General features: G+C 58.8%; 12 protein-coding genes. 6 read left to right on the forward strand and 6 right to left on the reverse strand.

The features are described 5' to 3' along the window. Positions 1-110: 110 nt before the first annotated feature. On the reverse strand, positions 111-2,930 hold the full coding sequence (locus tag KORM41_RS14970; protein ID WP_068149863.1) for a hypothetical protein: 2,820 nt from the start codon (positions 2,928-2,930) through the stop codon (positions 111-113). A 371-nt stretch (positions 2,931-3,301) separates the two neighbouring features. On the opposite strand from KORM41_RS14970, the gene KORM41_RS14975 reads away from it, so the two are divergent. The 5 genes from KORM41_RS14975 (at position 3,302) to KORM41_RS14995 (ending at position 8,490) form a co-directional block, all read left to right on the forward strand. Continuing rightward, positions 3,302-5,731: an FtsX-like permease family protein gene (locus KORM41_RS14975; protein ID WP_068149866.1), complete on the forward strand. Its 2,430-nt coding sequence runs from the start codon at positions 3,302-3,304 to the stop codon at positions 5,729-5,731. Positions 5,732-5,826: 95 nt separating this feature from the next. Next, on the forward strand, positions 5,827-6,291 hold the full coding sequence (locus KORM41_RS14980; RefSeq protein WP_068149869.1) for a DUF2269 family protein: 465 nt from the start codon (positions 5,827-5,829) through the stop codon (positions 6,289-6,291). Next, positions 6,288-6,941 carry a DUF4166 domain-containing protein gene (locus tag KORM41_RS14985; RefSeq protein WP_068149872.1) on the forward strand — a complete coding sequence of 218 codons (654 nt, stop codon included), beginning with the start codon at positions 6,288-6,290 and terminating at the stop codon, positions 6,939-6,941. Before KORM41_RS14980 ends, KORM41_RS14985 begins: the two co-directional genes overlap by 4 nt. Beyond that, a complete protein-coding gene (locus tag KORM41_RS14990) occupies positions 6,934-8,055 on the forward strand; it encodes a saccharopine dehydrogenase family protein (protein ID WP_068149875.1) in 1,122 nt (373 codons plus the stop codon). Before KORM41_RS14985 ends, KORM41_RS14990 begins: the two co-directional genes overlap by 8 nt. Before the next feature lie 201 nt (positions 8,056-8,256). Next, entirely contained in the window at positions 8,257-8,490 is a 234-nt protein-coding gene (locus tag KORM41_RS14995) for a hypothetical protein (RefSeq protein ID WP_068149877.1), read from the forward strand. A 353-nt stretch (positions 8,491-8,843) separates the two neighbouring features. On the opposite strand, the gene KORM41_RS15000 is transcribed toward KORM41_RS14995, so the two are convergent. The 4 genes from KORM41_RS15000 to KORM41_RS15015 all read right to left on the reverse strand — a co-directional run bounded on the left by KORM41_RS15000 (position 8,844) and on the right by KORM41_RS15015 (position 11,942). Further along, positions 8,844-9,401 carry a PAS domain-containing protein gene (locus tag KORM41_RS15000; RefSeq protein ID WP_068149879.1) on the reverse strand — a complete coding sequence of 186 codons (558 nt, stop codon included), beginning with the start codon at positions 9,399-9,401 and terminating at the stop codon, positions 8,844-8,846. A 69-nt stretch (positions 9,402-9,470) separates the two neighbouring features. Continuing rightward, complete coding sequence (locus tag KORM41_RS15005; protein WP_068149883.1) at positions 9,471-10,226, reverse strand: hypothetical protein; 756 nt, start codon at positions 10,224-10,226, stop codon at positions 9,471-9,473. Between the two features lie 115 nt (positions 10,227-10,341). Continuing rightward, positions 10,342-10,917 carry a hypothetical protein gene (locus KORM41_RS15010; RefSeq protein WP_068149887.1) on the reverse strand — a complete coding sequence of 192 codons (576 nt, stop codon included), beginning with the start codon at positions 10,915-10,917 and terminating at the stop codon, positions 10,342-10,344. Beyond that, positions 10,914-11,942: a YdaU family protein gene (locus KORM41_RS15015; RefSeq protein WP_068149890.1), complete on the reverse strand. Its 1,029-nt coding sequence runs from the start codon at positions 11,940-11,942 to the stop codon at positions 10,914-10,916. Before KORM41_RS15015 ends, KORM41_RS15010 begins: the two co-directional genes overlap by 4 nt. Before the next feature lie 355 nt (positions 11,943-12,297). Here KORM41_RS15015 and KORM41_RS15020 point away from each other — a divergent pair, with 355 nt between their 5' ends. After that, the gene (locus KORM41_RS15020) at positions 12,298-13,011 is read left to right on the forward strand and encodes a helix-turn-helix domain-containing protein (protein ID WP_156432000.1); all 714 of its coding nucleotides are present in this window, start codon (positions 12,298-12,300) and stop codon (positions 13,009-13,011) included. A 982-nt stretch (positions 13,012-13,993) separates the two neighbouring features. Here the strand turns inward: KORM41_RS15020 and KORM41_RS15025 are convergent. Continuing rightward, a protein-coding gene (locus tag KORM41_RS15025) for an IS3 family transposase (RefSeq protein WP_231727289.1) occupies positions 13,994-15,093 on the reverse strand; the annotation gives its coding sequence in 2 pieces (ribosomal slippage) (positions 13,994-14,832 and positions 14,832-15,093; 1,101 coding nt in all). Positions 15,094-15,164: the final 71 nt, after the last annotated feature.

Here is a 15,164-nt window from a genome sequence, read left to right on the forward strand (position 1 = left end):
AAAGCCGAAATGCGGGATGCGCTCAAGTCAAAAACGCGTCAGGGGCGGGCTTCTAAACGAAAGGCAGACGGAAACCCGCCTGCCTCCCGATATGCTCTGGCATGTTTCCCTTAGAAGAACTGAACCGGGCCGCCTGCCTGCTGGCGGTATTTCAGCACCGACACCGGCAGTTCCACGCCGGGGGCGGCGCTTGCAAAACGGATCAGCGCATCAAAGAAAGACACTGTCACGTCGCTCGCGACATAATTGCCGCCGTAGGTTGGGTTGTTCCAGGGCGTCAGGCCTTTGGTATAAAGCGCGACCTTGGCCGCCAGCTGGTCCTTCGTCAGGCCTTTGGTGGTCACGATCTGGCCCAGGGCGCCGAAGGCGTTCGCCAGCTTGCCGGGCATCTCCTGCAGGTTCTGGAAGGTCTTGACCACCTGCGCGGCGTTCGCGGGGCTGGCGGAGATATCATTGGCCATATCCTGAATCTGGAAGAAGCCGGCGTTCAGGAACTTGTTCACCTGCTGCTCTGGCTGCAGCGCGGTTTCCCAATCGGCCCCGAACAACTGGCCCATGTAGGCGCGCAGATATTTATGGTTCGCCAGCAGCGCCTTGGCCGCGCAGTCCACAGCGACTGCATACTGGGCGTTCATGGCCGTGCAGAAGGCATCCGCGCTGGATTGATCGAACGACAGCAGCACCTCGAACTCCTCGCCTGGGCCATTCGCCTTGCCGTAATCAATCATGGCTTGCGCGCGATCCTGAGGGACAAGCTTGATGCCCACAAGACGGGTCAGATAGCTTTGCATCTCTGCCGCCGTGATCTCACCCTTCTCCGCGTCGCCGCCCTCCATGGAGGTCAGAGTGAACTTCATACCGTCAGTGTTTTCATCTGCCGCGCGGTCCATCGCGTAAGTGGACGCCGCGCTGATATCGAAAGTGCGGGTACCCCACCAACTTTTCTTCACCCGCGTGACATCGGCTGTGGCCACCATCTGGATACCGGACGGCAGGCGCACCACGGAAACACCCGACTGGGCGGTGAGCGCGCTGTTGAAATCCATATTCAGGAAACCAATGGCCGCCGTGTCTGTGCGGGTGTGCTGCCACAGGCCTTTGAGCGACCCTTCAAGGAAGGTCACCCCGTCTGGCAGCGTGGCCATGCTTGGGTTCAGCCAGCCACGGACCGTGGCGTGCGGCCGGGCCAGAAGCGCATTATATTCCACCGCCGCGCCCGCAAGCGTATTGGTGCCGTCTGCCGCCGTGGGACTGAACTGGAACTTGCCAAGCCCGGTCACGAGCGACTTGTTCTCTGTCTGCCGCGCGATGGAGATGGCCAGCAGCTCGGAAGAATCGTCAGAGATATAGTCCGTCACCTTCTGCAGCTGGCCGCGGATATCTTCAATCACGCCCAGAACCTTGTCGGCGAAATTGTTGATGTCCTTCAAATGCAGCAGCTTGGCGATTTCCGCCTGCACCTTGGTGTCCAGGCTATTGAGGGCGCCAGTCACCTTGGAGATCAGCTCCTGCTGCGCTTCGGTGACCGCAGTGTCCACCTTTGATAGCTGGTCGTTGATTTCCGTCCCCGCGCGGGAGACCAGCTCTGTCTTGATCTGCTCTGCAAGGGCTGCCAGGTCCTTGTTCTGGCCAAGCGGCGTGCTCTTGAAAAGCCCGAGCACGTCATCGGCCTTGTCGCCGATGAAAGTGCCGATGTCGGTGCCGATGTCGCTCACGGTCCAGCCCTCGGGCTTGCCCAGAAGCTTGCCCAGAAGCGTGTTGAAATCCGTGTCCGCCGCCAGCTTGGCCAGGATGGTCTTTTCAATATATTGGCCGGGCAGAAGGGTATTGAGCTTGTCTTCAAGGGCGAGCCCCTTGTTGACCACAGCCTCAACCTCGTCCAGGCCCTTGCCCACATCGCCAAGACCGTTGCGGATTTCCGTCAACACACCCTGGCCAAGCGCGGCAATACCCACAGACAGGCCGAAGGTGAAGCCTGCTGTCTTGACGCTGCTTTCTTCCGAATTCAGCTCCACGATCAGCGAGGCACCTTCGCGCGTCACACCCAGGGTAACCTGCTTGGCATTCACCAGGCTGGCGCTGATGCCGAACTTCACATTGCCCACTTTAAAGGGAATGGTGGCCGCAATGTTGCCCGCCGCAGACATATCGACACCACGCTCAAGCGTGATGGTCTCAAGCGACACATAGCCGTCAGAAAGCCCTATGGCGCTGCGCGTGGCCTCAAAGTCGGTCACATCGAAGCCGATCTGGGTCAGCCCCGCCGTCATGGCCAAAAGCATGGGCACCGCCGCGTCATTGGCGGCATCCACCTTGAAGCCGAAATCAACCGATTCCATGTAGGAAAACTTGGCCGACGCCCCAAGGCTGAAGACCGAAAAACTGGCCTGCGCTTCCGCGCCCACGCCGATACGGCCCTGTGCTGTCAGGTGGAAGCTGGTGCCGGGGATGCTATCGGGTGCCGCGGGTGTGTCTGCGGCGTCAACCACAAAGGCCATGCTGGCCGAGGCGCTCATGTCCAGCGCGAAGGTGGCGAGCTTGACAGTAGCCGGCAGCTCTTTTGAAAAGTTCCCCACATTCCATTCGAACGTGCGTGCTTCAAGGCTGCCTTCCGCCACCACGCGCACGGGCTTGAACTTGTCTGTGATGTTCTGGATATCCGCCAGCGGTTTTGCGAATTCCTGCTCTGCCTTGTCTGTGAGTTCAGAGCCAATGGTGGCTTCAAGCTTGGCCTTGATGGCCGCCGCGTCGCCAGAGATGGCAGTAACGCCGGAGGAGACAGCCTTGACCACGTCAAACAGCGGTTCGGCCGCCACGCCCACAGCGGGGGCCAGCTTGCCCGCGATCAGCCAGGGGTTGCCGTATGATTTCTGCCAGACCTCAGTTGGTGCGGCGGCGGGGGCGGTTCCTTGTTCATCTGGCGGGGTCATGATTTCAGCTCCTGGATGATTGCACGGCGAGGCCGCCCATAGGCGGGCGGCCATTTGAACGCATTACCTCTATTGAATGGCAGGTGCCGGAACCCGGCAAAACGGAACTGCAAGAGACGGCGGAACGCCAAAAGCCCCCGCCAAAACCCTATGTGAAACCCGCCCCCAACGGCCTGGCTGGCGCCCAAACAAAGGCGGCGCACCAAGCTGTTCCTGGGTTGTTATATTACCATTTTTACTAGCACAAAATGCCCAAAAAGTCGAGCGTCATTGGTGTGCCGGCACCGGCCAATGGTTGTATTTTCCTGTTGCCAAAAATGTTACTTTATATCTAAAGTTCGCGTATCGGGGACGGGATGGGGGAGTTACCGTTGAAAAAATCATTCAGCTTTTTCAAGGCAAGCATGCGCCTGTGGCGGCGGCACCTTGTGGGTGTATTGATTGCTGTGCTGGGGCTGGCGGGCGCTTTCGCGGTCACAATCACCGCCGCGCTCTATATCTATGACGGCATGCGCTCTGACGCCTGGCTCCCGGGCGCGGAGCGGCTGTACCGGGTGAATGAACAGTGGCTGATGAACGGCAAGGAAGGCGTGTTCTCATTATCCGCCGCCTCAGGGTTGGGCGTTGCCCCCCTGGTGCAGGAAAACACGCCCGGCATTGAAGCCGCCACACGGCTTTACCCCCTGCAGGCAGAGATCACCACCGGGCGAGGCGACACATTCGAGGCAGACGCCATGATGGCGGAACCCAACATGGCGGACCTGTTGGCCTTCCCGGTTCTGGCTGGTGACCTGGCGCAAGCGCTCAGCGACCCATCGGGCCTTGTGCTGTCCGCCGGGCAGGCGGAAAAACTGTTCGGCGGTGACGCCATGGGCCAGACCGTGACGCTCACATTCAAGGAGCAGTCGTTTGACTATAAGGTGGGTGCGGTGCTGAAGCGCCTGCCGCCCAACAGCCAGTTCAAGCTTGACCTTCTGATCCCCTGGAACGAGGAACGCATGAAGCAGGGCGGCGGGCTTGGCACCGGGGCGGAGGCCTATACCTATGTCCGGGCCGCACCGGGCGCGGACGGCGCGGCGATTTCCGACCATATCGCCACCCATATCGCGACCATGCGCCCGCCCCACGGCAACATCACCTTCAAGATGAACGCCAGCCCGCTGATCGGGGCGCAATATTTTTCAAAAGCCTACAATGACATGAAGCCCGCCACATCCACGCGCATGAGCCGGATTGTGCTGATCATGTCGGCGGTGCTTCTGGTTACCGCCTGCTTCAACTTCGTGCATATGTTCACGTCGCTGAATTTGGGGCGTGGGCGCGAGGTGGCCATCCGGCGCATTGCGGGCGCCAGCCGCGCGCACCTGATGGGCGTATTCCTTGTGGAAGCAGGCGTGGTGGCGCTGGCCGCATACGGCCTTGGTATCCTGATCGCGGCTGACCTGGCCACGTCTGCCGACATGCTGCTGAACGGTGGGGTGACAATATTTGGGCCCGGCCGCGCACCGCTGTTGGCCTCAGGCAGCCTGGCCGCGCTTGTGGTCGCGCTGCTGACCGCCGCCGCCATGATCGCGCAGCTGAGCCGGATGAAACCGCAGACACTGTTGCACAACAGCCAGCGCGCCGTCACCGGCGGGCGCGGCTGGATCAAGAGCGTGCTTGTGGGGCTTCAGGCGCTGGCGCTTGTGGGCACGCTGATCGCCGCCGGGCAGATTTACCACCAGTTTGACCATTATCTGACACTGGACCGCGGCATGCGGGTGACCGGCGTGATGATCGTGCCCGCCCCGTTTGACGAGAGCCAGTCCGCCCGCTTCAAGAACGACTTCCGCAAGGAGCTTGCCTCACTTCCCGGCGTGAAAACGGTCAATGAAATTCACACCCCGCCGTTCGACGGCAACCTGATGATGTTCAACCTGAAGGCGGAAGGCATGGACGGGCCTGTGCAGTCTGTGATGAATGATGTGGGGCCAAGCTATTTCGAAAGCTTCGACATCACCCCCATCGCAGTGGTGGACGAGGATTTCACAGGCCTCAAGAATGTTGTCGCGCTGCCGGAAGCCAGCGTGAAGGCCTATGGGTTCGAAAGCCCGGAGGCCGCGCTGAACCAGACACTGACCAGTATTTACAAGGGCAGGAATGGCGACCCGGACCAGACAACAGACTACCGCATCATGGCGGTGATCCCCGACCTCAAGGACAGCGGATACCGCCACAAGATGCCGGTGGTTTACGGCATGACAGAGCTGTTCGGCAGCTGGTACACCCAGTTCGTGGTTCTGGCAGACCGGGACGACCCGGCGCTGAAGCAGGCAGTGAAGGACCTGTGGCTGAAGCACTTCCCGGATTTCGAGGAAGAAGCCACCATGCACTGGTTCTCTGACGCCATCGCGAACCGCTACCGCAAAACGGAAAACATGGCCAGCGCCGTGCTTGCCATGGCCGCTTTCTGCCTGCTGTTGTGCCTTGCGGGGCTTTACGGCATGGCCAGCCACTATACCGCCACCAAGGCGCGGGAGATTGCGCTTCGGCGCGTTCTGGGCGCCGGCAAGCGAGACGTAAGCCAGCTGTTCCTGAGGAAAATGCTGCTGCCTGTAGCCATCGGCGGGGTGCTGTCGCTTGTGCCCACATGGTGGCTGATGATGCGCTATCTTGAAAACCATGCGGAACAGGCCGTCCTGCCCATGGGTTATTATCCGCTGGTACTGGCGGGGATCATGCTGGTGTCTGCGCTGATGCTGATGGGCCATGTGCGACGGGTGCTGAAGCTTCGGCCCGCCAGCGTGCTCTATCACGAATGACGGTGCTGAAGCGGCGGCCTCACTCTGTGCCATTTCGACGCGCCATGCCGAATGCGGTTGGGCGGCACCGCACGTGGGCGTAGGGTGGCCCTGAGATGGATTACACACTGGTCAAGACCCTGCATATCCTGAGCGCCACGGTGCTGTTCGGCACCGGACTTGGCATCGCCTTCTTTATGGTGCGCAGCCACTTCACAGATGACATCCAGCAGAAGCTTTATGCCGCCCGAAACACCGTGCTGGCGGACATGGTTTTCACCCTGCCCGCGGTGATCCTGCAGCCCGTCACGGGCGCCTGGCTGGTTGTGAACGGCGGATATGATTGGAACGCGCCCTGGCTTATGGCCACCTACGGCCTTTATATCCTTGCGGGCGCTTGCTGGCTGCCGGTGGTTTGGATTCAGATCAGGCTGAAGCGCATGCTGCAACTGGCTGCCCAAACTGGCGCGCCCCCGCCCGAGCGCTATCACACCTTGTTCCGCCTTTGGTTCATCCTGGGCTGGCCAGCCTTCATCGGCCTTGTGCTGGTCTTCTATCTGATGGTAGCCAAAGCGCTATGACAGAGCTGAAACCCATATCGCCCCACGCACCGACATTTAAGGCCATCTTTGGCGCGGCGTGGCACGCGCTGCCACCGCCCTTCAAAAAGCATTATAGGAACCGACCCTATAGCCAGGAGCGCTTCCGGGTGAGCGGCAGCATGAGCGTGACCACCTCCCCCCTACTGCGCCTGTTCGCGCCACTGTCGCGATTGATGGGCGGCATCCCGCTGGTGAACGCAACAGACATCCCCGTAACCGTGGATTTCGAAAGCGAGGCCACAAGCCGCGCCTTCCATTTCAACCGGCTGTTTCACCTGCCGGGCGGGAAGCCCTGGCGCTTCCATTCGCGCATGGTGCCAACAGGGGGAAGCCGATTGGTGGAGGAAATGAAATTCCGCCTTGGCTGGCGCGTGCGTTTCGCGTTTGAGGGCGGCCGGGTGAAGCTGCACCATGACGGCTATGCCCTGTGTGCGTTCGGGCGCCATATCCCGCTGCCACTTGGCTGGCTTATCGGCAGCGTGGAGGCCGAGGAATGGATCACGGGCGACGACCGGTTCGATATGTGCGTGCATATCAACCACCCGCTTTTCGGACAGGTTTACGAGTATCGCGGCAGCTTCGACACCAGCGCCATTCCCCCACTTGAGGACGACACAGACCATGGCTAAGCGCGTGCTGATCATTGGCGGCTACGGCAATTTTGGCCGCTTCATCGCAAAAAGGCTGGGTGAAAACCCGGCGCTGCACTTGATCATTGCGGGCAGGCATGAAGCCAAGGCGCGCTTCATGGCGAAAGCGATTGAAGCAAAGGGCAGCGCTGAGGGCGTGCGGCTGGATATCACGGAAGATCTGGACACGGCGCTTGAGGCGCTGAAGCCGGACATTGTCATCCACACGTCCGGCCCCTTTCAGGGACAGGGATATGACGTGGCGCGCGCCTGCATCCGCGCCGGTTGCCACTATATTGATCTGGCCGACGGACGCGAGTTTGTAAGCGGTATCGATGCGCTGGACGCGGAGGCGAAGGCTGCGGGCGTAAGTTTGATCAGCGGAGCGAGTTCGGTACCCGCACTTTCATCCGCCGTTATGGACGTCTGCATGCCAGAATTTGAGCGCCTTGAGCATATCGATTACGGCATCACCACCGCCCAGGCCACCACGCGCGGGCTTGCCACCACCGCCGCTATATTGGGCTATACTGGCAAGGCGTTTGGCCGGCTTGAGGGCGGTAAGATGAAACCCGCCTACGGCTGGCAGGGCCTGCATGCCCACAGCTTCCCGGGTGTGGGGACGCGCTATCTTTCCAACTGCGACATCCCTGACCTCAGCCTGTTCCCCACGCGCTATCCGGGCCTGAAGACCCAGCGCTTTTACGCCGGGCTTGAGCTGCCGTTCCTGCATATCGGGCTTTGGGGGCTTTCGTGGCTGGTGCGCGCGCGACTGGTGCGCAGCCTGCGGCCGTGGGCCGGCACGCTTTTGAGGGCATCCTTCCTGTTTGACATGCTCGGGACTGACACCAGCGCCTTTTACCTGCGGGCGCGGGGCAAGGCCGAGGATGGGCAGGCAAAAGAACTGCGGTTTGACCTGACGGCTCGGTCGGGCGATGGCCCCTTCATCCCCTGCATGCCCGCCATCATTCTGGCGAACCGGCTCGCGAACCGCTTCACCGCAAGCACGGCCATGCCAACCGGCGCAACGGCCTGCATGGGGCTGATCACCCTTGATGAGTACCAAAGCGCGCTTTCCGATATGGATATCAACTGGAATTGGACGGGGATTTGAGCGCCCTACATCTAGGCGAAATCCTGCATATGAGTGCGGCCCTCAAGCCTGCCTGAGGGCTGAACACACGGCCGATTGCCTTCGCGGTCTGTTATTTCCGGGCCAATCCCGCGCCAATTTCGGGCCAATCCCGGGGACATATCGGGGACATATTACGTATTTGATTACCTGAGTCCCTTGATAGATTCAGCGGGACGTAAGGTGCTGCGGGTCGCGCGCGTTGTAACCACCCTACTTGGCGGAAATCAGGATCACCCTGAAAACGGCATCAGCTTGAAAATCAGCGTTGGCTTGAAAATCAGCACAAGTTCAAAAAACAGCGTTGGCTTGAAAATCAGCGTTGGTTTGACCGGAAAAAGAAAAAGCTGGCCCCAGGTTCAGGATCCTGGAGGCCAGCTACATTCGGTCACTATGGCTATCCCTACCCTGCAATAGCAAGCGGGGTCGGCGCAAGTGTTTTTTTGTTAAAATTCAAGCTTTTTCTTAAAACATTGACGTACAGAAGGCGGACAGAAAGCAATGCATTTCCGACAACCACTTATTCTGCCATTAAAATTTCAGACGGCGACACTTTTGACGACTAATATCAGGGTCTTTTCCTGATCGATTTTTTTTTGTACTGTGCTGTCAGTTGGGCTTGGGAGAGCATCATGAAACACTCTTGCACAAATGCGCGACCGGCGCATGGCTTTTTGGTACTGGTCGGGGTGATCACATTTTTCACGCTAATCGGTGGCGCTTTTGTCTGGAGCCTTGGTGCCGCTTAGCCGGGCATCGCAGCTATAGAGCTATGATGGCACGGCCACGTCAACAGGAACACCAAAGCCGACATCGACAAATTCGCTGTGCAATATCTTGACAGACACGTACCGCCCAGGCTGAAGGTTGGCTGGCATCAGGTCTGTTTTACTGGCTGATACCCCCACCATATACCGGCAATCACCGTCTTCAGATACCATCGGTAGCGACAGTGTGGTGATCTCATGTGCTTTGCCGTTCTGGAAGGTTGCTTCCCGCTTGAACCGATGTCCACAGGGATGATTGACAACCGCCGCAGCGGTGTCCCAAACGAATGACCGCGTCTCCGGGGGACATAAGTCCAGATAATTGGCACCCGTCATCGGCATGGGGGAAATCGCGTCCAATGCCGTGCCCGACAGTCGAACAAGGAGGTTCTCCGGCCCCTGTTGTTCGATCAGAAAGACATGCGGCAGGATATCCCGGATCAGCACAGGGTTGAGACTCGAGCGCTTCGGCACACCGCCCGCCTCTTCCTTGAGGCGAAGCCAGTAGGCCAGCATGACTTCAAACTGCCCGGCAGCGTTATGAGATGAAGGTATGTCCATGCCTTCACTGTTCGCATGGAGGGTTAAAAACTGGTGAAGAAACGAAGAATTCAGCGCCAAATGGCGTTTTTACCAGTCCACGTAGCCGCAATAATATTTTTCGTCAGACCGTTTGGCCCTGTAGCTAAGTCTCTGCGGCCTGCCTTCACCGCGCGGCCGAAGGATCTGATCGACCATAAAAATAAGCCGTTGCCCCACCTGCCCGGTAACCGAATCCAGCTTGACCACATATTCGGTAAGCGGCTTCTGCTTGCTTTTTGGCTCATAGATGCCGCTCCAGGACTGGCGCTCGGCATCATAGCGCATGGTCGCGCGCTCCACAGTCGTGGTGATATTGCAGCTCATCTCGTTCGCGAGCGCATCGAGGTAAGCCTTATAGTTGTCAAGCGTAGGATCCGCGCAGAATTTGATGGCTGGCTTCGCCTGCCTGCGGATCATCTGCTCTTCCGTGCTGCTGATCTTCTTCTGAAACTTCAGCACCCTGACATGGCGCTCGATATCCTTCACTTCCGGTGCGACACAAATGGGGTGGTCCTGCCATTCTTCCTGGGTGCGATCCTTATACATCCTGAGTAGCATGTCGTTGACACGCTTGTCGCTTTTCTGGACGGCTACCCGGCTGATAAAAAAGCTGCAGGACATGGTATATTGTTCGTCAACATAATCGCAGTCGGCCGACAAGGTCGCCGGATAGGCGCTGCGCTGCAGCTTCAGATCCTTCAGTTCAGGAACTGAAGACCCACCACCCTCAGCGGCGGGTTGCTGTGCAATTGCGGCCGCAAAAGAACTAAAAAGAAAGGCCGAGAAAATGAGAATCTTCAGCATATTTTCTACCGGTTTGAAATGAATCCAGTACCCGCAACCACATGAAGGCCACACTATACACAGCAAGGCGGGGTGACGCTACGGCCTATTTGGAGACCGAGCACTGGAGCATTCGTCAGCGCCGCCTCCCCTGCAATTCCACGAGCCCCGCGAGCCACAATAGCGCTGCCTCATAGCGACGTTTCAGCGTCCAGCGCGACCATGACACGTCAAGGCTGCGCCGCACCTTGGCCCAGGGGATGCGCGCACTGCGCTCCCCATCCTGATGCCAGGCCGCCCAAAAAAGAAGCCGCCTGTCTTCGATGTCCGGTAACAAGAGAAGCAGGTCCAGCGTCGGCTGCATCTGGTCAATCTCGATGGAGGTGATCCGCACGCGCCTGCGGGCCTGAAAACTGGTCAGACTTTCACGGGCATATGTGCCGGGTTCCGCTGCAGCCTCCGGCCACAAGGCGCCACGCATGCGCAGGAAGCCTGCTTCGCGGTCCGGCAGTCTGCGCAGCGTCCAGCAGGCAGAAACAAAGCGCAACTCAAGCCTTGGGGAGATATCCTCACGCTTGGGTGCCGCCACGACGCTGGCACTGGCACCAGCACAGGCACAGACCGCTTCTTCATAAACCTCAAGGGCTGCAGCCCGCAGTGACCGCTGCGCGATGGCCGGTTTCAAATGGTGCGGCCTTGTTTTCATGGTCATATATCCTCCTGTGGTGACGATGTCTTTTTTCCAGCCTGCGCAGGGGATGGAAGCACCCATCCCCACCGCGTGCCATATTCGGAAACGATTTCTTTTGGAATCAATGGGTTGGGCCTGAGGGTCGGATCGCACCCAAGCCCGCTGGGCAGAAACACCGGATGGTCCGGCCCGATGCGCCAGTGACGCGCAAGATAGTCACCGCGGAACCGGCTGGATGCGTCCCCCAGGAACAGACGCCAGTCTGCGGGCAATGAGGCATCGAAATGCCTTTTAGGCGGCGTTGGGGGAAAGGCTTCATTATGGGCGTCGCCAGCCTTTCGGGCCTTCAGCCGCTTGTCGCGCGCTTCCAGAATGGCCGCGCCATAGTAAGCCAGCGACGCCGGCGCACTGCCGGAACGGGCCATTTGCCTTTTATAGAGGCGCTCAATCGTTGGCAGGATATCCTGCCCAAGGTCAGCCCCCGCCGACAGCCATTTGACCAGTTCGCTCCCATCCAAAGCCAGACTATCAAGCCCGGCGGCGGCAGCGACTTCGGCCACTGGAATATCTGCAGGGATATCTGCCGCGATACCTGCACCCTGGGCCTCTTCTGCCTTTTGTTTTGGTGTTTGGATTCTGGTTTTGGTTGGTAGCTTGTTCGCTTTAGCGACAGGCTGGCGGTCGCTAGCGGCTTTCTCGGGCTTGGCACGGGCTGCCTTCGCGCGTCCCCCCTTTGCACCGTTCGCCCGGTTCCGGGCCACCCGGGTTTCCACCCCTTTATAAACCTCCGTCAGCTTCTTTTGACGCCAGAGGCCACCCTCAACCGTGAAGAAGTCTTTGAGCACGGGCCTGATCCGCCGCCAGCGCGGCAGCGTCACGCCAACGGTGCGCGCCAGAAACCGGTCATCATCCTTCAGGGCACAGCCGCGTGTCCGCCATGCGCACATCAGCAAAAGAAGGTAAGCGCCGTGTTCTTCTGCTGTCAGATGGCGCGTATCGGCCAGATAGGCATCTGTGAAAATGGGAAGGGCAGGAAATTCAGCCACTGAGCCCTCCCCAAAGGGACAGGAAAAATGGGCACACAAGGATGCCCAGGATGGCAGCTGCCTCCTGAACCACCATGAAGCAGGTGACTGGACCCTTCGGCTTTTCCTGCCCGCGCAGGTCGCCCACCGACACTTCACAGCGACCATTCCGTTGCGGAAGGCCTCTTTCCGTTTGCTGACAGCGTCTGACCGTTTGCTGACGGCGTCTGGCCGGACCCAGCCGGTGAGACGCGCCTCTTCTTATGTATATCGACTCATTCATGAGCCTATAATTACGATCTTCGTAATTTTTAGCAAGCCAGCATCGCAAAAAACACGTGACATTTTTTACAAAATTCGTAATATTGTTCTTGACATGCCAAAACAAGACTGGATACGAGCCGCCCTCAAAGACCGGGGGTATAAGCTGAAGGATGCTGCGGAGGCCCTTGGGGTGCCTGCGCCGCGGGTGACCGATATTCTCAAGGGCGCACGCGGGGTGCAGGCGCACGAGATCCTACCGCTCAGCCAGCTGCTGGGCATGAATGCACCATCGCTTCTGGAAAGCCTGAAAGCGGGCGAACCTACCGTGGTTGACGACGGCAATGATGGCCGGTTGCCGCTTCTTGGCAGCCTGACAGGAACAGGCACCGTCGCCCCCCTGCCCGATGACATGACTTTCTCGAGCGTTCCCCTGCCGCCTGACGCAGGCACACCGGAAGGCCTCTATTGTTATGTGATGGGCGACACTTCAATGGCGCGTGAAATCCCCGCAGGGAGCCTGGTGATTGCCGCCGATCCCAAACGGCACTATGCGCCGGTGGCGCCGGGTGCGCTGCTGTTGCTGGACCTGGGCGCAGGGCGCAGGGCGCTCAGGCAGTATACCAAGACCGAGAGCGGCGAAGACTGGCTGGTGCCACTACCGGACACGCCCAATCCCGATTTCGCCAGTTGGCGCTTCAGCCTGCTGTCAGACCTGATGCCAGGCGGCGATATGGTAGGCGCCGGCCAGGAGATCGTGCGCATCACAGATGTGCTGGCCGCTGTCATGTGGGTTCACCAGCGCCGCTCGCCACCGAAGGCCTCCTGACCACCCTTCTCCTTTGGATGTCAGCTTTCCCGTGCGCCCAGCTCCGCCCCGGACAGGACGCATTCTGATCATCTGCGCCAGAATTTCGTATTTTGTAATTTTAGCATTGACATATAATTACGATATTCGTAACTTAATTGCACCAACACCGATAAATGCGGTGGACGAGTGAACCGATATCCATACCAGGGCCACCGTGGGCCAAATGGGCATCGTCACAAATCCCCGGACCTGGCGCGCACCTCCTCCCCCCCAAATGCGCCACCCGCGGTTGCCATTCGGCCCCAGGGCCTGTGCATCGCCTACTGTGCTTATCGGCAGTTGCCCCCGAACGGGCCGCGCGCTCAAGCCGGCTATGGGGTTTTACTGCAAGGCATCTCCCCCGCCTGTCCGCGCTGCCCCCGGGCGTGGTGGGCGGAGATGCCGATGCGACCCGCCTCCTGCCCCTCCGGCAAATAAAATCAGCTCCCGCATTCCCAAAAATCCGTGCCCGCTCGTTATAGCATCAGACACTTGCCGGTCAGGCAGCGGCTTCCCCCTTAGCCGCACCCGAAGGCGCTACGATTCAATTTGCTGCATATATCCTCCCACCCCTTGGACGCAGCAAAAGGACCAGCCCTTCGATATTGCCTCGGGTACTGACCGATGGCCGGAGCGCAGAACACCCATCCAAGCCCTGCGTTCCGGCCACCTCCTCTTCATTGACTGTAAAATATCAACTTTGGCGCGTGTCACTAATCAGTGATCCCTGCACGAAATTCGATACAAACGGGCTGTCGCGAGCTATAAGATAAAGATGTGCCAGCCCGGTTACCCCCATCAACTTGGCTGACACACAGGAAGGCTGTGAGGCCCTAGCGGCCCAGCAGCCTTCCGTTTCCTTCCGGAAACAATACCAGCCCTAAATAAATCATGGCGCCAAATTGGCGCCATGATCAGGGGTAATACCCCCAATAATAGAGGGCTTCAAAAGTAGAATACTTTAAGCGGCCATGGGCATGCCCATGGCCAGTTTTTGTTTTGGCGTGATGCCACCGAGCGCCATATTGGGCCGCTCATTGTTATAAGTCCAGAGCCAGTCTGTGGCAGCAGCCTGCACCTCCGCAATTGTCTCGAAGATATATTGGTTCAACCAGTCATGGCGAACTGTCCGGTTGAAGCGCTCAACGTAGGCATTTTGTTGAGGCTTGCCTGGCTGGATGAACTGTAAGGCGATCCCGCGTTTTGATGCCCACTCTGCCAACTGGTGACCGACATACTCAGGACCGTTGTCACAGCGAATGGCCAGGGGTGCTCCGCGCCATTCAATGATGTGGTCCAGGGCCCTGATGACACGCGCCGCAGGCAAGGAGAAGTCGATCTCAATGCCCAAGGCTTCCCGATTATAGTCGTCAATCACATTGAAGGCCCTGAAGCTGCGACCATCCAACAACTGGTCATGCATGAAATCCATACTCCAGACATCATTGATCGCCTCAGGCACAGAAAGTGGCTCAGGCTTTTCCCGATACAGACGCTTCCTCGGCTTGATCCGTAGGTTCAGCTCCAGTTCCCGGTAGACCCGGTACACACGCTTATGGTTCCAGCCATAGCCCTTCACGTTGCGTAGATACAAAAAGCACAGTTTGAAACCCCAGTTGCGCTGACGATCGGTTATGCCGACAAGCCAGTCAGCGATCTCGGCATTCTCGTCTGAGAGCTTCGGTTTATACCGGTAGCATGTCTCGCTGATCGAAAAGGCGCTGCACGCCGCCCTGATACTCAGCCGCCCCTTGCAGACAGCAGTTCTTGCCATCTCGCGACGTCGGGACGGCTTCACCACTTTTTTGCCATGGCTTCCTTGATGACATCATTCTGAAGCTGCACATCGGCATACATCTTCTTGAGCCGGGCATTCTCCGCTTCCAGCTCTTTCATTCGGCTCATCAGCGAGGCATCCATGCCTCCGTATTTTGCACGCCACCGATAAAAGCAGGCGCTGCTCATTCCATGCTCCCGGCACAGTTCAGGCACCGGCGTGCCAGCCTCCGCCTGCTTCAAGATGCTGATGATCTGGCTGTCCGAATAACGTGATGTCTTCATGTAAAATCTCCTGCGTTCTGGTTACGAGAAAATTCTACTTTTGAGTACCGCTATTTATTGGGGGTATTACC

The sequence above is a fragment of the Kordiimonas lipolytica genome, assembly GCF_001550065.1.